The sequence below is a fragment of the Thiobacillus sp. genome, from assembly GCF_013693775.1.
Classification (GTDB): domain Bacteria; phylum Pseudomonadota; class Gammaproteobacteria; order Burkholderiales; family Thiobacillaceae; genus Thiobacillus.
Genome location: NZ_CP059257.1, coordinates 2,851,874 through 2,872,714, shown reverse-complemented (window position 1 = coordinate 2,872,714; position 20,841 = coordinate 2,851,874). Strand labels below are relative to the sequence as shown.

Sequence of the window (20,841 nt, the reverse complement as noted above, 5' to 3'; positions counted from 1 at the left end):
GCATCGCCCCCACCTTGAAGCGAAGATCATTCGCTTCAAGGACTCCCGATGGAACTTGCCTGCCCCCACTGCCTCGCCATCAACCGCGTGCCGGACGATCGGCTGTCCAACGGGCCCAAATGCGGTCAATGCGGCACGCCCTTGCTGCCGGGCAAACCCGTGGATCTCACCGCCGACACGTTCGACCGCTTCATCGCCAAGGCTGGACTGCCGGTACTGGTCGATTTCTGGGCCGGCTGGTGCGGCCCCTGCAAGATGATGGCGCCGGTCTTCCAGCAGGTGGCCGCCGAGGTGGGCACGCGTGTGCGCTTCGCCAAGGTCGATACCGAAGCCCATCCGCAGGTGTCGATGCGCCACCACATCAAAGGCATCCCCAGCCTGATCCTGTTCCGGAATGGCGTCGAGGCCGCGCGCATCTCGGGTGCGATGGAAGCCCATGCGCTGAAACGCTGGCTGGCGTCGCAAGGCGTCCAATAAGGTTGCGAAGCAGGTCCCGTCATCGCGCGGCAGATTCATGGAGGCGACTTAAAGCCCGTGTAAAATAGGCCCATCCCCGGAGCCCAGGCTCCGGTTTTCTTATTCAGGGAGACATCATGGCCGACGCGCAACAACCCGTATTCAACATCGAAAAGCTCTACGTCAAGGATCTGTCGGTGGAAGTGCCCAACGCACCTGCCATCTACCTGGAGCGCGAAGCCCCGCAGATCGACGTCAACATGTCAACCGAAAGCCGCGCACTCGGCGAAGACCTGTACCACGCCAGCATCACCGTCACCGTCACCGCCAAGACCGGCGACAAGACCATGTTCCTGGTCGAATGCACCCAGGCCGGCATCTTCCGCATCGAACACGTGCCGCAGGACCAGCTGCCCATGGTCCTGGGCATCGGCTGCCCAAACATCGTCTTCCCTNATCTGCGCGAGACCGTGTCCGACGTGGTGATCCGCGCCGGCTTCCCGCCGCTGCTGCTCAATCCGGTCAACTTCGAAGCCCTGTTCCTGCAGCAACAGCAGGCGCAGCAGCAGGCCGCGCCGGCGCAAACCCATTGAAGCGGACGTGCTGACCGTGCGACGGTTTCGCCCCGGCCTGTTGCTCGCAGGCAGCCTGCTGTTTGCACTGGCGGATCCGGCCAGCGCACTGGAATACCGCAGCACCGGACATGCCGCCGTGCTGTACGACGCCCTCGACCGCAGCCGGCAAGCTGGCTGTTGCGGGGAGCGGCCTGCCGCTCGAAGTCGTCGTCGACACCGCGGCCTGGGTCAAGGTGCGCGACTACACCGGCCGGCTGGCATGGATCGAGAAATCAGCCCTCGACGGTCCCCGGAGCGTGATCGTCAAAACTGAAACCGGCACCGTCCGGCAACAGCCGCGGGCCGATGCCGCCCCCGTGTTTCGTGCCACACGCGGCGTGCTGCTCGACGTCACCGGCCAACCCGACGCCACCGGCTGGCTGCCAGTCAAACATGCCAACGGCCTGACCGGCTGGATATTGATGCAAGAGGTCTGGGGGCAATGAAGCTGTCGGTACTGGGTGCCGGCGCATGGGGCACCGCGCTGGCAGCCAGCTGGGCTCCCCACCATACCGTCACCCTGTGGGGACGCAATGCGGCCGAACTCGACGCCATGCGTACGACCCGCGTCAATGCACGCTATCTGGCTGACTGCCGATTACCGGACGCGCTGCACTTCAATCCCGATCTCGGCTCCGCCGTCGAGGCGGCCGACCTCATCGTCCTCGCCGTCCCCAGCGGCGGCCTGCGCCCGACGCTGGCCGCCCTGGCCACCCGTGCCAACCTGCCGCCGCTGATCTGGGTCAGCAAAGGCTTCGAGCCCGGCAGCCGGAAATTGCCCCATCAACTCGTCGCCGAGCTGCTCCCCACGCACGCTCAAACCGGCGTGCTGTCGGGCCCCAGCTTTGCCCAGGAAGTTGCGCAGGGCTATCCCACCGCACTTACGCTGGCCTGCCACGACACCGCCCTGGCACAACATCTGGCGGAGAGCCTGTCGGGCCAGCGCCTGCGCATCTATGCACATGACGATGTCATCGGCGTCGAACTCGGCGGCGCGCTGAAAAATGTCATGGCGATTGCCGCCGGCATCTGCGATGGCCTGCAGCTTGGCCACAACGCCCGCGCCGCACTGATCACCCGCGGCCTCGCCGAAATGACCCGCCTCGGCGTCAAGCTCGGCGGCCACTTCGAAACCTTTATGGGCTTGTCGGGCCTCGGCGATCTGATTCTCACCACAACCGGCGATCTGTCGCGCAACCGCCAGGTCGGCCTGCGGCTTGCCCGCGGCCTCCCGCTCGATGCCATCCTCAGCGAACTTGGCCATGTGGCCGAAGGCGTCACCACCGCACGCGAAGTCGCCGCGCTGGCCGATGAACTCGGCGTAGACATGCCGGTCGCCCATACTGTCTACCAGGTATTGTTCGATGGCATGCCTGCCGCTCATGCGGTCGACACCCTGCTGAACCGGGAAATCAAGGCCGAGTTTTAAAGCGCCGGCCTCACGCCTTTCGAAAGCCACCTCGCCTATATCGCAGGCAGAATCGACCCGACGCCCACCTTAAAACGGCGCTTGTCGTAGTGCAGGCGCCCGGCTACAGTCCATTTAACAATGTCCGTTACACATCGGACAGGCTGCCTCACAACACAACGAACAAAGGATTCGCCCCCTAGGCCTCCATCAGCATGAGCAGCTCCGTCAAACCGCTATCCAAGAACGACCCCAGACCTCTGCGCGGCCTGTTCTATGCCTTGATCGGGTTCTTCGTGCTGGCTTATTTCATCGCCGTTACCCGGCATTGGTTCGATGCGAAACGGGATATCGAGGCGCAATTGCGTTATTTCAACAGCATCCTGGTGCAGAACACGCGCACCACGTTGAAAAACTATGAACTGGTCCTGCGCGGCCTGGGCAGCGAACTCATCGCCCAGGGCGCTTTGCAATCACCCTTCCGCGGGCGCGAACTCATCGAGCGCATGAAATCGATCGACCCGGGCATGGCCGGGTTGGGGCTGGCCAGGCCCGATGGACAACTCGTACTGGTCAGTGGCGTCCCGGATGGCAAACCCTTGCCCAACCTGCTGAGCCAACCCGAAACCCGCGACAGTTTCCTCGCCAGCATCCGTTCCGGCCATATCCAGCTCGGCCGGCCGTACTACATGAAAGCCTTGAATCTCTGGGTGAACCCGGTGCGGGTGCCCATTCTCGATTCGCAGGGCCGGCTGGTGGCCGTCATGACGGCCGGGTATTCGATCGAGGGCGGTACCACATTGTGGGCGCACACGACCCTGCCGCCCGAGATCCAGATGGGGCTGCTGCGCGACGACCATTACCTGCAATATTTCTATCCGCTGCCCGCGGGCGAACCACGCGCCACGATCCAACGTACATATGGCCAGCCGGTCTCGCCGGAAACCCTTCGCCAGCTTGCCGCAGCCAAGCGCGAACGCGGCGCGACGAGTATCAATCTTCCGCGTAATCAGGGACGCCATTATCTCGTCTACGAACGCATAGACGAGTATGGCCTGCTGGCCGGCTCGCTGATTCCCTGGCATGCCATCGTATACAACTGGCTGCAGCGGCTGCTGTTGGCCAGCCTGCTGCTCATCGTCTTCCTGCTGGGCGGCACATGGATCTATCGGCGCTCACTGGCACGCCAGATCGAGTCCGACGCAGCCGTCGCGCATCTTTCCGCCTGGCAACAGGCCGTCTTGGACAGTGCCGATTACAGCATCATCTCCACCGATACCGCCGGCATCATTGTCAGCTTCAATGCGGCAGCCCAGCGCATGCTCGGGTATGCCGCGGACGAGGTGATCGGCAAGCAGACGCCGGCCCTCTTCCACGACACGGACGAAATACGTCAGCACGCGGCAGCGCTCACCCAGGAACTGGGCGAACCGATCCAGCCCGGGTTTGATGCCTTTGTCGCCAAGGCCAGGCGCGGCCAATCCGAGGAGCGCGAGTGGATCTATCTGCGCAGGGATGGAAGCCGTATTCCGGTGCGGCTGTCGGTCACCNCTNTGCATGGCCCGGATGGAAAAATCGAAGGTTTCCTGGGAGTCGCAGCGGATCTGTCTGCGCAAAAGCAGACCCAGGCCAGTCTGCGCGACAGCCAGGCGCGCTATCGCACCCTGTTTGAACGTGCGGGCGACAGCATCTTCCTGATGAAGNGGGAGTACTTCGTGGATTGCAACCCGGCCACGCTGGAGATGTTCGGCTGCACGCGCGAGCAGATCATCGGCACCACGCCTTATCGGTATTCCNCCGAGTTCCAGCCGGATGGCCACCTGTCCAAGACCAAGGCGCAGGAGAAAATCACGGCGGCCTTCGACGGTGAAACCCAGTTCTTCGAATGGCGCCACCAACGTTACGATGGCACGCCCTTCGATGCGGAAGTGACCTTGAACATCGTCATGATCGGGGACGAACCACACATCCTGGCGACCGTGCGCGACATCAGCGAACGCAAGAAAGCCGAGGCCGAATTGATGCTCTCGCGCCAGGCCCTGATCGAACGCAACGAACATCTGCGTCTCATCAACCAGTTATCCAATCGCCTCCACTCCTCTCTGAAACTGGACGCGATCCTCCAGGAAACCATGGAGGCCCTGCTCGGCCTGAGCCATGCGCCGAGTATCGCGATCTATCTGCTGTCTGCGGATGCCGCCCGGTTGGACCTGGTGGCCCATCGCGGTTTCGAGGAGCGGATATTGCGCCTGATCGTCAACCTGCCCGTAGCGGGAAGCCAAAGCGGCCAGGCGGTGATTCAAAAGCGCTTGCTGGCTAGCAAAGATCTTTCCCACGACGACCGTGTTCCGACTGATCTGAAGAATGTTTTGACCGCGGCGAATCTGAACTCGGCACTCATCATTCCCATGATTTATCACGAGCAGGCACTGGGCTGCATCAATCTGGCATACCGTGAGCAGCGGACCTTCAGCGATGTGGAACTGGAAACCTTGAACGCCTTCAGCAATACCGTTGCCTTGGCCATCGCCAATTCGCGCCATGTCGTCAGCCTGGGCTTCCAGGCCAAACACGACAGTCTCACCGCTTTGCCCAATCGCTCGGTCCTGCATGAGGAATTCGCAGTCCGGATCGAGCAGGCTCCCGACGGGCTGACCGCACTCCTGCTGCTGGATCTGGATCACTTCAAGGAAATCAATGACACCCTGGGCCACCACGTTGGCGATCACCTGCTGACGCATATCGGCCCGCGGCTGCAAGACGCCCTGTCTGGCACGCATGCCCTGGTTTGTCGCCTGGGTGGAGATGAATTCGCCGTACTGCTCACGGGACTGCATGACAAANGCGATGCCGTCACGCTGGCCAAACATGTGACGACGGTGCTGCGCAGGCCTTTTATGGTGGATGGCATGGCCTTGCAGGTTGGCGTCAGCGTGGGCGTGGCGTACCACCCGGAACACGGCGAGAGTAGCCATGCGCTGTTGCGGGCGGCGGATGTGGCCATGTATCAGGCGAAGACGCTGACGGCCGGTGTCGTGGTCTACGACCGCAGTTTCGACAATTACAGCCCGGACCGTCTCGCCCTCGCCAGCGAACTGGTGCAGGCGGTCCAAGGCGGGGAATTGGTGCTTCACTACCAACCCAAGCTGGACATTGCGAGCGGACAGGTCACCGGTTTCGAGGCGCTGGTGCGCTGGCAGAACNCCCGTCGCGGTCTGCTGTATCCCGGCGCCTTCATCCATCTGGTGGAAATGAACGACGTCATCCACCCCTTTACGACCGCCATCATGGACCTGGCGCTGGCGGACAAACGGCGCTTGCACGACCTGGGGTATACGCAACCCGTGGCCATCAATCTTTCCGTACGCAACCTGATGGACGCCCACTACGTGGCCCGGCTTGCGGATGCCATCAACCGGCATGGCATCCCCGAACAGGAGGTCGAGCTGGAACTGACCGAGACCGCCCTGATGCACGACNCGGACAGCTCGGTCGCGTTGCTGCAGGAAATCGCGGCCATGGGCGTGAACATCGCTGTCGACGATTTCGGCACAGGTTATTCCTCCCTGGCCTATCTGAGGCGCCTCCCGCTCAGCGCCCTGAAGATCGACCGTTCATTCGTCATGGGCATGAACGGCAACACCCAGGACGCGATCATCGTGCGGTCCACCGTCGCCCTGGCCCACAGCCTGGGACTGCGCGTCATCGCGGAAGGCGTGGAGGATGCGGAAGCCCTGGCCCTGCTGGCCAGCATGGGATGCGAGCAAGCCCAGGGCTATCACCTGAGCCGGCCTCTTCCTTTGAACGAACTGATCACCTGGCTGCAGGCTCGCAGCGGGCAGGGCACCACGATTATCGACCGAACTGCCTGCACCTGATAGCGGCAGGGGCCTTGGCTAGCGCGCGGCCGCCCGCTTTTCCGGTATGGCCCTGGAGGTGTCCGGCATCCGGGTCGTCCGGGCCGACATGTGCAAAACCGGCCGCGTGGCACGCTCGGGTCGGACTGACGTTCCACCACGCTGCAGGCGGAACATACTTACAGCCTGGGCAAGTTTGTCCGCCCGCTCATGCAGGCTCTCTGCCGCCGCTGCGGCCTGCTCCACCAGCGCGGCATTCTGCTGGGTCATTTCGTCCATCTGCCCGACTGCCTGATTGACCTGCTCGATGCCGGCGCTCTGCTGCTGGCTTGCCGTGGCAATCCCACTCATGAGTTCGGCCACCAGTTCCACCGAAGTGACGATGTCCTCCATGGCCCCGCCCGCTTCGCCCACCAGTTTGCTGCCCAGATCGACCTTTTCCACCGAATCGCCGATGAGCGACTTGATCTCGCGGGCGGCGCCGGCGGAACGCTGCGCCAGGCTCCTGACTTCGCCCGCGACCACGGCGAAACCGCGCCCCTGTTCNCCGGCGCGCGCCGCCTCCACGGCGGCGTTCAGCGCCAGGATATTGGTCTGGAAGGCGATACCGTCGATCACGCCGATGATATCGGCAATTTTCTTCGAACTGGCACTGATCGAGGCCATGGTGTCGACCACCTGTCCAACCATCGCCCCGCCCTTGGCAGCAATCTCGGCAGTCGAGCCGACCAGCTGGTTGGCATGGCGCGCATGCTCGGCATTCTGCTTCACCGCGCTGGTGAGCTCTTCCATGGAACTGGCGGTTTCCTCAAGGCTCGATGCCTGCGATTCGGTGCGCCCAGACAAGTCTGCGTTGCCGGAAGCGATCTCGCTGGCCGCAATCCTGATGCTCTCGACGTTCAAGCCGATATCCGACACCGCGCCGACCATGTTGGCCTTCATCTGGGTCAACGCACGCATCAGTTGGCCGGTCTCGTCCCAGGCTGACACCTCGAACTGAAGTGACAGATCGCCGCCTGCGATCGCGTGTGCGACGCCCAACGCACGGTCCAGCGGACGCAGGATCGTGCGCGAGATGAAATAACCGAATGACAGCGTCAGGAGCGCACCGATTCCGCCTGCCGTCACCATCAATGCAGGTAACGCACTCTGCACGCCGGCCGCCTTGGCCAGGTCGCGGGTTTCCCACCCGCCGAACAGGCCGACCCCAGCATCAAGGCCGCGCCGATCCCGGTGCTCAACGCAATGCGCTGATTGACCGGAATACGCCGGAAANGACATCAACCGGCCAAGCAGCCCTGTACGGACGACCATGCCATGCCGGATCGCCATATGGTCCGCCCGGCCCTCCTTGAATTGGCGATAAAGATGCTCGGCTTCAGCTATCTGTGCCCGCGACAGCTTGGTTCGAACCGACAGGTAACCGTTCGTCGCGCCGTTTTCATGCACCGGCGTCACGTTGGCGAACACCCAGTAGAAATCCCCATTCTTGCGTCGGTTCTTCACCACGCCGCTCCAGGGCAAGCCGGCTTTCACGGTAGCCCAGAGATCCGAAAACGCTTCTTCCGGCATGTCCGGGTGGCGGACAAGATTATGGGGTTTCCCGAGCAATTCGGCTTCGCTAAAGCCGCTTGCCTCGATGAAGGCGAGGTTTGCGTAGATGATTCGCCCCTTCAAATCGGTCCTGGAGACCAGCGACACGCCGTCGCTCAATTCATATTCACTATTCGTAATGGGCAAATTGACGCGCATACCTTCCTCAACTATCTGTTATTTCTCGATACGTTATCCGGCGGACCATTCAAGATAAATGACATATATAGATAACGTTATCTTTAATATCGTCTTCCCCACGTAAACTTTAGCGCCGCGACCTATCTGGAATTCATGCGCAGGCAGGCAAGACCCGAACCATGGGACGCCCGGGAGTCAATCGAGACAGGTGATGTCCAAGGTGTGCGAGAGGATGCAGCCTTACGTGCTGCGGGCTTAGGCGCCGCCCGTAAAGCCGTTTTGGCGCCAGGCCTCGAACACGACCACGCTGACGGCATTGGACAGGTTCATGCTGCGCGAACCGGGCAGCATCGGCAGGCGCAGGCGATGGCCCGCGTCGAACTGTCCCAGGATATCCGGAGGCAGGCCGCGCGACTCCGGGCCGAACAGCAGCACGTCGTCCGGCCGAAAGGCGATATCGGCATAGCGTGCGCTGCCCTTGGTGGTGAGCGCAAACCAGCGCCGGTCGGCCAGGGCCACCTGTACCGCGTCCCAGCCGGCATGCACCGTGACGCAGGCCATGTCGTGGTAATCCAGCCCGGCGCGCGCCACCTGCTTGTCCGACAGGTCGAAGCCCAGCGGCTCGACCAGATGTAGGCGGCAGCCGGTGTTGGCCGCAAGGCGGATGAGGTTGCCGGTGTTGGGCGGAATCTCGGGCTGAAACAAAACGATGTCAAACATCCGGCTTGGCCTAAAATAAAACCTTCTTCGAAAGCCCTATTCTATGGTTCCTTACCTCACCACTGCACTCACCGGCCCGCTGCTGGAGTTGGAAAAACGCCTGCTCGATGCCCAGCCGACCATCGAGCACTGGTTTCGCCAGCAATGGAAGGAACAGTCGGCGCCGTTCTATACCTCGGTTGACATCCGCAACGCGGGCTTCAAGCTGGCACCGGTCGACACCAATCTGTTTCCGGGCGGCTTCAACAACCTCAACCCGTCGTTCATGTCGCTGTCCATCCACGCGGCAATGGGCGCGGTGGAAAAGATCTGCCCCGACGCCCAGCGCCTGCTGCTGATCCCGGAGAACCACACGCGCAATACCTTCTACCTGCAGAACGTCGCGGTGCTCGCGCACATCCTGCGCCAGACCGGTCTGATCGTGCGCATCGGCACCCTGATTCCCGAGATCACCCAGCCGACCACGCTGGAACTGCCAGCCGGCGGGCGTCTCACGCTGGAGCCACTCGTCCGCAAGGGCGCCCGCGTCGGGCTGGAAGGCTTCGACNCCTGCGCAGTGCTGCTCAACAACGACCTTTCGGCGGGCGTGCCCGATATCCTCAAGGGCATCGAGCAGACCATCATGCCGCCGCTGCACGCCGGCTGGGCGACCCGCCGCAAGTCGAGCCATTTCGCGGCCTACCAGCACGTCGCCAGCGAATTCTCCCGGCTGGTCGGCATCGACCCCTGGCTGATCGACCCCTATTTCAACCACTGCGGCAAGATCGACTTCCAGGCGCGCCAGGGCGAAGAATGCCTGGCCGAGAAAGTGGGCGAGATGCTGGACAAGATCCAGCTCAAATACGACGAGTACCGCATCGACCAGCCGCCCTTCGTCATCGTCAAGGCCGACGCCGGCACCTATGGCATGGGGATCATGACGGTGAAATCGCCGGACGACGTGCGCGAACTCAACCGCAAGCAGCGCAACAAGATGGCGGTCGGCAAGGAAGGGCTCGCCTTCAGCGAGGTATTGATCCAGGAAGGGGTCTACACCTTCGAAAGCATCAACGGCGCGGTCGCCGAACCGGTGGTCTACATGCTCGACCATTTCGTCGTCGGCGGCTTCTACCGCGTGCACACCGGGCGCGGGTCGGACGAGAACCTCAACAGCCCCGGCATGCATTTCGTGCCCCTGGCGTTCGACGACACCTGCCTGACGCCCGACCGCAGCGCCAACCCCGACGCCGCGCCCAACCGCTTCTACGCCTACGGGGTGATTGCGCGACTGGCGATGCTGGCTGCCAGCATCGAGCTCGACGAGGCGCTCAACGAGGCCGAGAACACCGAAAACGCGGTTGCCGCTGCATGAAACTGCTGTTCATCGTCGATCCCCTGGCCGGCCTCAAGCCCTACAAGGACAGCTCGGTGGCCATGATGCGCGCCGCCGTGGCGCGCGGCCATGCCGTGTTCGCTGCCGAGGCCAGCCAATTGCACATCGCAAGCGGCATCGCCTGTACGGCCAGCGTCGCGCTTGAAGTACGCACCGACGACGACTGGTACCGCGCCACGCAAAGTGATGTTCGCGCCCTGAAGGATTTCGACGCCGTGGTGATGCGCACCGACCCGCCGGTGGAGACCGATTATCTGCTGGCCACCCATCTGCTGGGCATCGCCGAAGCCAATGGCGCGCACGTATTGAACCGGCCGGCCGCCCTGCGCGACTTCAACGAGAAACTGGCGATCCTCAATTTTCCGCAATTCGTCGCCCCCACCCTGGTTGCCGCCGATGCCGCAAATATCGGGCGTTTCCTCGCCGAGCACCAGGACATCATCGTCAAGCCCCTCACCGAAATGGGCGGCAGTGGCATCTTCCGCCTGACGCAATCCGACCTCAATCGCAACGCCATCCTCGAAACGCTGACGCAGCGCGGCCGCCGCGCCATCATGGCGCAACGCTACCTGCCGGAAATCAAGGACGGCGACAAACGCATCCTCCTGATCGACGGCGAGGTGGTGCCCTGGGCGCTGGCGCGCATTCCCTGGCGGGCGAAACGCGCGGCAACCTTGCCGCCGGCGGCACGGCCCGTGCGCAACCCCTGTCCATGCGCGACCGCGAGATCGCCGAAACCATCGCGCCGTGGGCGAAACACCACGGCATCTTCCTCGCCGGGCTCGACGTGATCGGCGACTGCCTCACCGAAATCAACGTCACCAGTCCGACCGGTTTCCAGGAAATCGCCGCGCAGACCGGGCACGACGTTGCCGCACAATTCATCGCCGCGGTCGAGCACACCCGGCTCGCCGAACAGTCGCCGGGATGACCGCCGACATCCTGATCCAGCAGGCCCATACGAAGGATGCCCCCGCAATTGCCGTCCTGGTCGGCGAATTGCTCGCGGAAATCATGAACGCGATCGACACCCGCGCTTTCAACTTCAATCTCCAGGAAACGACCGCAAGACTGGAGGCATACCTGGCCAACGGGACCTATGTCGTCTTCGTGGCCCGGCCTGCCAATGGCGATCCGGTCGGCTTCGTGGCGCTCTGCGAATGCCACGCGCTGTATGCCGAAGGCGCTTTCGGCACGATCCCGGAACTGTACGTTCGCCCGGCATACCGCACCCGCAGTCTGGGAATGCGGCTGGTTTCCGCAGCCAGGGCATACGGCACGGTGCGAGGATGGAAACGGCTGGAAGTCACCACCCCGCCGCTCCCGCAATTCGATAGAACTCTGGCGTTTTATGAGCGTGAGGGGTTTTCCGTTGCCGGTGGCCGCAAGCTGAGAATGCTGTTGTGAACCCTGCCACGTCGAACGTCAGCACCCTGAATGGAGGCATCGCACGGCTCATTCTGTGGCTGCTGCTCATGCCCCTCGCCCTGGCCGCCTGCAGTTCGCCGCCACTGGTTCAGCAGCAATCCTACGTATTCGGCACCCTGGTCGAAGTCAGTGTCTACGACGCACCGGAAACGCAGGCCCAACAGGCGATCGCCGCCGTACTGGCGCGTTTCGATGCACTGCATCACCAATTGCATGCCTGGCAACCGAGCGAACTGTCGCGGCTCAACGCCGGACTGGCCAAGNGGGCGCGCATTCCCGTCTCCNCCGAGCTCGCCGCCATGCTGCGTGACGCCCAAACGATTTCGGCCCAGTCAAACGACCTGTTCAACCCAACCATCGGCAACCTGATTGCATTGTGGGGATTCCATGCCGACACGCCGCAGGGGAACGTACCGGATGCCGCCGCCATTGCACGCTGGGTGAAGGCAGCGCCGCGCATGGAAGACCTGCATATCGAACACAACCAGGTCTGGAGCGACAATCCGGCCGTCCAGCTGGATCTCGGCGGCTACGCCAAAGGCTACGCACTGGATGAGGCCGTTCGCATCCTGACATCCCACGGCATCAAAAACGCACTGGTGAACATCGGCGGCAATGTCATCGCGCTGGGACAGCATGGCGACCGTCCATGGCGCGTCGGCATCCAGCATCCGCGCAAGCCCGGCACGCTGGCCACGCTGGATCTGCACGACGGCGACGCAATCGGCACCTCGGGCGATTACCAGCGCTATTTCGAAGCCGGTGGGCATCGCTACTGCCATCTGATCGATCCGCGCACCGGCTGGCCGGCCTCCGGCATGCAATCGGTCACGATCCTGGTTTCGGGCGATCATGCCGGGACACGTTCGGACGCGCTGTCCAAACCGCTCTTCATCGACGGCGCCGCCCGGCTGGCCGACAACGCGTCCCGGCTGGCTATCGCCGACTATCTGGCGGTGGACGCCGCCGGGCAAATCCATGTCTCCCCAGCAATGAAAGCCCGGCTTCGCTAGAATGCTGGTTTTGGCCTGACATCCACCCCATGATAGGCATTCTCATCGTCGCTCACGGCTCGCTCGCCGACAGCCTGGTCGAATGCGCCACCCACGTGCTGGGGCAGCGCCCGCGCGGCCTCGCCACGATTGATTTCATCGGCCATGCCGACCCCGACGAGCGGCAGAAGGCCTTGCAGTCCCGCCTGGCCGAACTGGACGAAGGCGACGGTATCCTGGTGCTGACCGACGTCTACGGCGCCACACCCAGCAACACGCTGTGCCGCCTGCTCGAACCCGCCCATATCGAAGGCGTTTCCGGCGTCAACCTGCCGATGCTGCTGAAGGCGCTGAACTACCGCGACACCCTGGCATTGCCGCAGCTCATCGAGCGCATCGTCGAAGGCGGCCGCAACAGTATCAACCATATTTCCGAGACCATGTGCCATGCAGCAACGGGACGTTGAAATCGTCAACAAACTGGGCCTGCATGCGCGCCCGTCGGCCCGGCTGACCCAGTTGGCATCCAGCTTCAAGAGCAATGTGTTCATGTCGCGCAATGGCCGTCGGGTCAATGCCAAGAGCATCATGGGCGTGATGATGCTGGCCGCCGCCAAGGGCAGCACCATCACCCTGGAAACCGACGGCGACGACGAGGCGGAAGCCATCGATGCGCTGGCGGGCCTGATTTCCAGCGGCTTCGGAGAAGAACTGTGAGCTTCTCGCTGCACGGCATCGGCGTCTCCGGCGGCATCGCCATCGGCTATGCCCACCTCACCTCCAATGCGCGCATCGAAGTGCCGCAGTACATGCTCGACCGCAAATACATCAGGNACGAGCTGGCGCGCTTCGACGAGGCCATCCTCGCCACCCGTGCCGAACTGGAAGTCCTGCGCAGCCACATTCCGCCCAATGCGCCGGCCGAGCTGTCCGCGTTTCTCGACATGCACCTGATGTTCCTCGGCGACTCGATGATCGCCGAGGCGCCCAAGCACCTGATCCGCGAAACCCAGTGCAACGCCGAATGGGCGCTGGCGCAGCAGATGGAAGCGCTGGTGGCACGCTTCGAGGAAATCGACGACGCCTATCTGCGCAGCCGCCAGGAAGACGTGGTGCAAGTGGTTCAGCGCGTGCTGAAGGCATTGATGGGCCACCCCAGCCACCTGCCGCTGGACGTCGACTTCGACAGCGAACGCATCCTGGTCGCGCACGAGCTGTCGCCGGCCGACATGGTCATCTTCAAGAACGTGCATTTCGCCGCCTTCATCACCGATCTCGGCGGCACCACGTCGCATACGGCGATCCTGGCGCGCAGCATGGGCATGCCGTCGGTGATGGCGCTGCACAACGGGCGCGGCCTGATCCGCGACCACGACCTGCTGATCGTCGATGGCCGCGACGGCGTGGTGATCGTCAATCCGGACGAGTCGGTGCTGGCCGAATACCGGCTGCGGCAGAATCAATGGCGCATCGATACCGACAAGCTCAAGCGGCTGAAGACCAGCAAATCGGCCACCCTGGACGGCACGCCGGTCGAACTGATGGCCAACATCGAGTTGCTCTCCGACATCGACGCGGTGAAGGCCGCGGGTGCGCACGGCATCGGCCTGTTCCGCAGCGAGTTCCTCTTCCTCAACCGCAGCGACCTGCCGAGCGAGGAAGAACAATACGAATCCTACAAGGCGGTGGCCGAGGCGCTGGACGGCAAGCCGGTCACCATCCGCACGCTTGACCTGGGCGCCGACAAGCAAGCGCCGTGGGGCCACACCGTGGCCGACAACCCGGCACTGGGATTGCGCGCAATCCGCCTGTGCCTGGCCGAACCCGGCCTGTTCCATGCCCAGTTGCGCGCGATCCTGCGGGCATCGGTCCATGGCCAGGTACGCATCCTCATTCCCATGCTGGCAAGTTTCATGGAGTTGCGGCAGACCCTGCAACGCATCGACGAGGCCAAGGCCTCACTGCGCAAGGACGGGCTGAAATTCGACGAAGGCATCCTGCTCGGGGGCATGATCGAAGTTCCCGCCGCCGCGCTCTCGGCCAGCTTCTTCGCCGAGCAGCTCGACTTCCTGTCGATCGGCACCAATGACCTGATCCAGTACACGCTGGCGATCGACCGCGCCGACGACAGCGTCGCGCATCTGTACGATCCGCTGCATCCCGCGGTGCTCAACCTCATCCAGCTGACCATCCGAGCCGGCGACAAGGCCGGCAAACCGGTTTCGGTATGCGGGGAAATGGCGGGCGATCCGCTGCTGACGCGCTTGTTGCTGGGGCTGGGGCTGCGGACGTTTTCGATGCAGCCCGCCAGCCTGCTGCAGGTCAAGCAGCAGGTGCTGAAATCCCACCTGGATGAATTGACTTCGGCTACGCAGCGATTGCTGAAGAACACCGACCCGGACAAGACCTCGGTACTGCTGGAGCGCCTGAACGGCTAGTCAAGTCTGGCGGAACCCTAAGCCGCGAGTTGCTCGGCCATGCGGGCGAGTTCGAGCTTGTCGTGGCGTAGCGTGCTGATCTCCTGCTTGATCTGCGCCATGCGGCTGTGCAGCGTGCCCATGTTTTCCAGGATACGCTGCAGGCTGGCCAGCCGCGTGTCGAGATACTGTTTGTGCTCGCGGATGCGCGTCATGATGGGATCGAGCGCGATACGCAGCCAGCGCTCCGCCTCCAGCCGCGCGAGCTTGAATGCCTTGCGCGCCTCCTCGGCCAGGCCGGCATAAAAACGCCGGATCATGAAACGTTTTTCCAGCATCAGGTTGGCGGGATCCTTGCAGAAGGCGTCCGTCTCGCGGGTCAGCGCGTCCAGCCGGTTGCGGTAGGCGCCCAGATCGAGCCGCGGCACCTGCATCTTCGGCAGATTGTGCTTGCGGTGAAACCGCATATAGGCCTGATCGAGCGCATCGAGCATGTTGTCCGCCAGACGGGTCGCCTGCTGGAAGCGGCCGCCCATTTCTTCGCTCAGGTGGCGGATGCCGCTGGTCAGTCCGCGTGTAGTCCAGCTGTTTTCCATGGCGTCGCGGGCCGCTTTCAGGATCGTATCCAGCGTATCTTCAGACAGGTTCGACAGCAGATGTTCACCCTGTCCCTGCACCATTTTCCGGGTCGCGCGGAACTGGTCGGCGGTGGCGTCGTAACTGTCCTTCTCCTGTTGCAGGCTGGCGCGCGTCTGTTCGATCAGTTCGCGGTTCTTGCCCGACAACTGGGTCAGCTGGATCAGTTCGTCGCTGCTGCGTTTGAGTCGCGCGGCCAGATCGGTCCGGCTCTCGTCGAGCAGCGCCGCCACTTCGCGGCTGACCGCATGGTAGAGCATGTCGCGTCGCGCCGGGATCACCTGATGCGCCAGCAGATACTCCAGCGATTCGATACCGGAACGCACGCGCAGCGCCACATCTCCCCGAATCGTGGCCGCCAGCGCTTTNTGCGCCGACACGGTGAACACACGGCTGCGCGGCAGCTTCAGTACGCGCGCGGTTTCTTCGGCCTGGCGTTCGATGGTCGCCTGCACTTCGGCGTCGCTCTTGAGTTCGTCCCACAGCATGTCGATCTTATTGAGGACCGCCACGTGGTAGTTGGAATGGCGGTGGACGTGTTTCTGCCAGATTTCGAGATCCGAGCGCGTCACTCCGGTATCGGTGGCCAGCAGGTACATCACCGCATGCGCATTCGGAATCACCGACAGGGTGAGCTCGGGTTCGGCGCCCAGCGCATTGAGTCCCGGGGTGTCCAGGATCGTCAGCCCGGCCTGTAACAGCGGATGGGGATAATTGACCATGGCGTAGCGCCAGGCCGGCACCTCCACGGTACCGTCGGCGCGCAGCAAGTGGCGCTCGCTGGCGTCCTCGCCGTTCCATAGTCCCATTTCGATGGCTTCCACCGCCGGCATCGATTTGGTTTCAGTCAGTTTNTTCAGGCTTTCCTGCAACTGGCGCGGATCGGCAGGATCGAGCAAGACCCGGCACCACTCGATCGGCATGTGCTTGAAACGCGCCAGCGATTCGCCGCGGCGGCGCGTTTCGATCGGCAACAGGCAGAGGCTCGGCACCTCTTCCGGATTCGAGAACAGTTCAGTCGGGCACATGGTGGTGCGCCCGGCGTCGGACGGCAGCAGGCGCTGGCCGTGGTTGGCAAAGAACAGGGCATTGATGAGCTCGGTCTTGCCGCGCGAAAACTCGGCCACGAAGGCCACCACCAGCTTGTCCTGGCGCAGGCCTGCTGCGGTGTCGGCCAGGCGCAGGGTGCGTTCGGCATCGATGCCGTGCTGGCGGTCGAGCCAGTCGGCGTAGTCGGTGATCGCAGTCGCCAGCCGCAACCGCCGCTCGCTGTACTCGGCGACTTCCTGTTCCAGATGGATGCTCATGTTCGACTGCTTGTCTCGATATCACGCCAGGGTGCGTCGGCGCCACACACCACCACGGTCTTCTGCCGCGAAGTCTCGCCCCGAACCAGGCGCACCGCGGATTTCGGCAGCCCCAGTCGCGCGGCCAGCCAGGCCAACAGATGCGCATTCGCTTTGTTATCGACCGGCGGGGCGGCAATCTTTAGTTTCAGGCGACCGCCATGCTCGCCGACGGCGGCGGTCACCTTCGCGCCTGGCTGCACGTGCAACTCCAGCAGCCAGTCCGCACCATTGCGGTGCGCCCAGACCGGCGGTTTATTCGGGTTCACAACCAACTGTGACGCGAAGATGAGCCGAAGACAGTGCAAATAGCACGGCGGAGCGTGGTTGTTGCCGATTGATCGGCTTTACAACCACGGCCTGCCCCTGCGGGCGAGGTGAAATCGACAAAGTCACGGTTGGTTTTGAATCTGAATCAGAGTGCGCCAAGCAAGGCCCGTTCGATCGCCAATACCGGCACCATCAGGACCAGTTGACACAGGATGAACAGCACCAGCGGCGTCAGGTCGACCTGGCCGACCATCGGAACGATGCGGCGCAGGGGACGCAGAAACGGTTCGGTCAACTCATAGACCACCGGCATCAGCGGGGTATTCGCATTCACCCAGGACAGCACCGCGCGCACCAGGGTCAGGCCGATGATCATGTACACCGTCAGGCTGACCAGCCGTATCGCCGCCAGACCGAGCATGACCGGCCACACTTTGCCTCCCGCCAGCGCGAATGGAAAGCCATCCAGCCAGTAGCTCGCTATCACCACCACCAGTTCGACCAGCCAGGCGAGCAGCAGGCACGCCCAGTCCAGGCCGAACAGGCCCGGCACCACCCGGCGCAGGGGCTTGACCGCAAAATCGGTGACGGCAACGATGAATTGCGAAAAGGGATTACGAAACGGCACCCGGTATAGCTGCATCATGAAACGCAGCAATACGGCAATCACAAACAGGTTGCCCAGCGTCTGGATCAGGAAGGTCAACGCACCTGCAATCATGCGAGTCGCCCCAGTTCATCGCCCAGTTCGGCGCTGCGCAGGCTGGCCGCCTCCACCGCCTGGCCAATGCCGCGCTTCACCGCGGCCGCCTCCAGCGCCGCGAGGCCGCGTTCCGTGGTGCCCCCNTTGGACGTGACCCGCTGGCGCAGGACGGCCGGCTCCTCGCCCGATTCGAGCGCCAGCTTGGCCGCGCCGAANAAGGTCTGCAGCGCCAGCTGGCGCGCCGTGGCGGCCGGCAGGCCNTGTGCCACGGCGGCGGCCTCCAGCGACTCGATGAAATAGAACACATAGGCGGGACCGCTGCCCGATACCGCCGTCACGGCATCCAGCCAGGACTCGTCCTCGACCCACACCACGCCGCCCACGGCCCGCAAGACCGTTTCGGCCTGCGAGCGCGCGTCCTGGTCGACGTCCGGCGGCGCATACAGGCCGGTCACCCCTGCCTGGACCAGCGCCGGCGTATTGGGCATGGTGCGGACGATACGGCCATGCCCGCCCAGCCAGCGCGCAAGGTCAGCCACGCGAATCCCGGCGACGATCGAGATCACCAGATGGCCTGCGAGCCGGGACGCAAGNGAGGCCGCCACGTCCGGCAGGGTCTGCGGCTTGACCGCCAGCACGATCAGGCCATGCAGCCGCGCCTGCGACAGGTCCGTATGGGTCACGACGCCGAAGCGCGCGGACAGCTGTGCCCGGGCGTCGGCATTGATTTCCACCACCTCGATGTCAGTAGGCTGGGTGCCGCTGGCGATCAAACCGCCGATGATGGCGGCCGCCATGTTGCCGCCACCAATAAAACTCACTTTATGCATGTTTCACCTCGGGTGTTTCATGAATTCGCGCGATGATCGCGCAGGATTTTGTTTTGTAGGGGAATTGGGGAAGGAGTGGCGTAGTGATTCATACGCCCGACTGAGCGTGGTTGTTGCCGATTTTTCGGCTTTACAACCACGGCCTGCCCTGCGGGTGGAGCAAAGTTTCCATACGAAACAAAAGACCAGCGAGGGCGCGCGTCAATTTATGAATCATCCGAGGTAATTCCTTTCACCAAAGAGAGCGGTTCCGACCCGAACGATGGTCGCGCCCTCCAGAATCGCCGCTTCCAGATCGCCCGACATGCCCATCGACAGGGTATCGAGCGCATGGCCGCGCATGTTCAGATCGTCAAACAGTTCACGTACCTGCCGGAATGCGGCACGCTGCGCCACTGCGTCGAGGGTCAGCGCGGGAATCGCCATGAGGCCGCGCAAGCGCAGGCCGGGAGCGCCGCCACCGCCGCCGCCAGCGCGGGCAGCTCGGCCGGCGCCACCCCGCCCTTGCTCGCTTCGCCGCTGACATTCACCTCGATGCAGACCTGCAGCGGCGGCAAGACGGCCGGACGCTGGGCGGACAGACGCTCGGCAACCTTCAGGCGGTCGACGCTGTGCACCCAGCTGAAGTGCTCGGCGATCGCCCGCGTCTTGTTGCTCTGGATCGGCCCGATGAAATGCCACACCAGCGGCAGATCGTGCAGGGCCGCCTGCTTTTCCAGTGCTTCCTGCACATAATTCTCGCCGAATTCGCGCTGGCCGCAGGCGACCAGATCGCGCACCGCCGCCGCGCCGAAGGTCTTGCTGACGGCCAGCAGGCCTATCTCCGCCGCACTGCGCCCGGCTTCGGCCGCAGCCTGCGCGAGACGCGCCTGCACGGCCCGCAAACGGGCGCCTGCGGGGCTGTCGCATGGCGGCACGTCAGGCTCAAGTTTGCGTGTTGCTGGGCCGTTATCCATAACGTTTATTATCTGACAAAACCCCATCCAAACACTGAACGAGGCACGCGTGGATATTTCCGAACTGCTGGCTTTTGCCGTCAAGAACAAGGCGTCCGACTTACACCTCTCTGCAAGCCTGCCGCCGATGATCCGCGTCAACGGCGACATCCGCCGCATCAACCTGCCGCCGATGGACCACAAGGACGTGCACCGCATGGTGTACGACATCATGAACGACAGCCAGCGCAAGGTGTACGAGGAAACGCTGGAAATCGACTTCTCGTTCGAGATCCCTTCCCTCGCGCGCTTCCGCGTCAACGCCTTCAACCAGCAATACGGTGCCGGCGCGGTATTCCGGACGATTCCGTCGAAAGTGCTGACGCTGGAAGAACTCAACGCACCACCCATCTTCAAGGAAATCTCCGACCAGCCGCGCGGCATCGTGTTGGTCACCGGCCCGACCGGCTCGGGCAAGTCGACCACGCTGGCCGCGATGATGGACTACGTCAACGAGAACCAGTACGCGCACATCCTCACCGTCGAGGACCCGATCGAATTCGTGCACCAGAGCAAGAAATGCCTGATCAACCAGCGCGAGGTCGGTCCACATACGCTATCGTTCAACAACGCCCTGCGCTCGGCGCTGCGGGAAGACCCGGACGTCATCCTGGTCGGCGAATTGCGCGATCTGGAAACCATCCGCCTCGCGCTGACCGCCGCCGAAACCGGCCACCTGGTGTTCGGCACGCTGCATACGTCGTCCGCCGCCAAGACCATCGACCGCGTGGTCGACGTGTTCCCTGCGGCAGAAAAGGAAATGGTGCGTTCGATGCTGTCCGAATCGCTGCGCGCCGTGATTTCGCAGACGCTGCTGAAGACCAAGGACGGCAACGGCCGCGTCGCCGCGCACGAGATCATGATCGGCACCCCGGCGATCCGCAACCTGATCCGCGAGAACAAGGTCGCGCAGATGTATTCGTCGATCCAGACCGGCGGCAACCTCGGCATGCAGACGCTCGACCAGTGCCTGCAGGACCTGGTCCGGCGCAATGTGGTCGCCCCGGGCGTGGCGCGTGCCGCCGCGCAGAACAAAGACGNNCCTTCATGGGCTGAGGACTGA

General features: G+C 63.3%; 18 protein-coding genes and 2 pseudogenes. 13 read left to right on the top strand and 7 right to left on the bottom strand.

All coding sequences use genetic code 11. The annotated features are described in order from the left end of the window. Positions 1-48: 48 nt before the first annotated feature. The 5 genes from trxC (at position 49) to HZY77_RS14110 (ending at position 6,356) form a co-directional block, all read left to right on the top strand. Positions 49-477 (top strand): thioredoxin TrxC, encoded by a 429-nt coding sequence (gene trxC / locus HZY77_RS14130; protein ID WP_296816071.1) that lies wholly within the window; start codon positions 49-51, stop codon positions 475-477. A 116-nt stretch (positions 478-593) separates the two neighbouring features. Continuing rightward, on the top strand, positions 594-1,049 hold the full coding sequence (gene secB / locus HZY77_RS14125; protein ID WP_296816068.1) for a protein-export chaperone SecB: 456 nt from the start codon (positions 594-596) through the stop codon (positions 1,047-1,049). A 110-nt stretch (positions 1,050-1,159) separates the two neighbouring features. Next, the gene (locus tag HZY77_RS14120; RefSeq protein WP_296816065.1) at positions 1,160-1,516 is read left to right on the top strand and encodes an SH3 domain-containing protein; all 357 of its coding nucleotides are present in this window, start codon (positions 1,160-1,162) and stop codon (positions 1,514-1,516) included. Continuing rightward, positions 1,513-2,499, top strand: coding sequence for an NAD(P)H-dependent glycerol-3-phosphate dehydrogenase (locus HZY77_RS14115; RefSeq protein WP_296816062.1), 987 nt, complete (start codon positions 1,513-1,515; stop codon positions 2,497-2,499). The genes HZY77_RS14120 and HZY77_RS14115 overlap by 4 nt, the downstream gene beginning before the upstream one ends. A 194-nt stretch (positions 2,500-2,693) precedes the next feature. Then, the gene (locus tag HZY77_RS14110) at positions 2,694-6,356 is read left to right on the top strand and encodes an EAL domain-containing protein (RefSeq protein WP_296816059.1); all 3,663 of its coding nucleotides are present in this window, start codon (positions 2,694-2,696) and stop codon (positions 6,354-6,356) included. Positions 6,357-6,374: 18 nt separating this feature from the next. Here HZY77_RS14110 and HZY77_RS14105 read toward each other — a convergent pair whose 3' ends face one another. Then, complete coding sequence (locus HZY77_RS14105; protein WP_296816057.1) at positions 6,375-8,087, bottom strand: PAS domain-containing methyl-accepting chemotaxis protein; 1,713 nt, start codon at positions 8,085-8,087, stop codon at positions 6,375-6,377. 237 nt (positions 8,088-8,324) lie between these two features. Further along, on the bottom strand, positions 8,325-8,789 hold the full coding sequence (locus HZY77_RS14100; protein ID WP_296629525.1) for a tRNA (cytidine(34)-2'-O)-methyltransferase: 465 nt from the start codon (positions 8,787-8,789) through the stop codon (positions 8,325-8,327). A gap of 43 nt (positions 8,790-8,832) precedes the next feature. Between HZY77_RS14100 and gshA the strand changes: the two genes are divergently transcribed. From gshA to ptsP, 7 genes and pseudogenes are all read left to right on the top strand, one after another. Continuing rightward, entirely contained in the window at positions 8,833-10,140 is a 1,308-nt protein-coding gene (gene gshA, locus HZY77_RS14095; protein WP_296816054.1) for a glutamate--cysteine ligase, read from the top strand. After that, positions 10,137-11,092: pseudogene (gene gshB, locus HZY77_RS14090) on the top strand (glutathione synthase). The gene gshA and the pseudogene gshB overlap by 4 nt, the downstream one beginning before the upstream one ends. Next, positions 11,089-11,568 (top strand): GNAT family N-acetyltransferase, encoded by a 480-nt coding sequence (locus tag HZY77_RS14085; RefSeq protein WP_296816050.1) that lies wholly within the window; start codon positions 11,089-11,091, stop codon positions 11,566-11,568. The pseudogene gshB and the gene HZY77_RS14085 overlap by 4 nt, the downstream one beginning before the upstream one ends. After that, positions 11,565-12,602: an FAD:protein FMN transferase gene (locus HZY77_RS14080; RefSeq protein WP_296816048.1), complete on the top strand. Its 1,038-nt coding sequence runs from the start codon at positions 11,565-11,567 to the stop codon at positions 12,600-12,602. The genes HZY77_RS14085 and HZY77_RS14080 overlap by 4 nt, the downstream gene beginning before the upstream one ends. A gap of 29 nt (positions 12,603-12,631) precedes the next feature. Continuing rightward, positions 12,632-13,048 (top strand): PTS sugar transporter subunit IIA, encoded by a 417-nt coding sequence (locus HZY77_RS14075; protein ID WP_018507121.1) that lies wholly within the window; start codon positions 12,632-12,634, stop codon positions 13,046-13,048. Continuing rightward, positions 13,029-13,298, top strand: coding sequence for an HPr family phosphocarrier protein (locus HZY77_RS14070; RefSeq protein WP_296816042.1), 270 nt, complete (start codon positions 13,029-13,031; stop codon positions 13,296-13,298). The genes HZY77_RS14075 and HZY77_RS14070 overlap by 20 nt, the downstream gene beginning before the upstream one ends. Further along, complete coding sequence (gene ptsP, locus HZY77_RS14065) at positions 13,295-15,019, top strand: phosphoenolpyruvate--protein phosphotransferase (RefSeq protein WP_296816039.1); 1,725 nt, start codon at positions 13,295-13,297, stop codon at positions 15,017-15,019. The genes HZY77_RS14070 and ptsP overlap by 4 nt, the downstream gene beginning before the upstream one ends. Before the next feature lie 17 nt (positions 15,020-15,036). Here the strand turns inward: ptsP and HZY77_RS14060 are convergent, their stop codons facing one another. The 5 genes and pseudogenes from HZY77_RS14060 to HZY77_RS14040 form a co-directional block, all read right to left on the bottom strand. Next, entirely contained in the window at positions 15,037-16,941 is a 1,905-nt protein-coding gene (locus HZY77_RS14060; protein WP_296816036.1) for a dynamin family protein, read from the bottom strand. Next, entirely contained in the window at positions 16,938-17,249 is a 312-nt protein-coding gene (locus HZY77_RS14055) for a DUF167 domain-containing protein (RefSeq protein ID WP_296655592.1), read from the bottom strand. Before HZY77_RS14055 ends, HZY77_RS14060 begins: the two co-directional genes overlap by 4 nt. A gap of 146 nt (positions 17,250-17,395) precedes the next feature. Further along, entirely contained in the window at positions 17,396-17,971 is a 576-nt protein-coding gene (locus HZY77_RS14050; protein WP_296816033.1) for a YggT family protein, read from the bottom strand. Then, a complete protein-coding gene (proC, locus tag HZY77_RS14045; RefSeq protein WP_296816030.1) occupies positions 17,968-18,783 on the bottom strand; it encodes a pyrroline-5-carboxylate reductase in 816 nt (271 codons plus the stop codon). Before proC ends, HZY77_RS14050 begins: the two co-directional genes overlap by 4 nt. 213 nt (positions 18,784-18,996) lie before the next feature. Further along, a pseudogene (locus HZY77_RS14040) lies at positions 18,997-19,739 on the bottom strand (YggS family pyridoxal phosphate-dependent enzyme). 49 nt (positions 19,740-19,788) lie between these two features. On the opposite strand from HZY77_RS14040, the gene HZY77_RS14035 reads away from it, so the two are divergent. Beyond that, positions 19,789-20,841, top strand: a complete 1,053-nt coding sequence (locus tag HZY77_RS14035) for a type IV pilus twitching motility protein PilT (protein WP_296816026.1) — start codon at positions 19,789-19,791, stop codon at positions 20,839-20,841.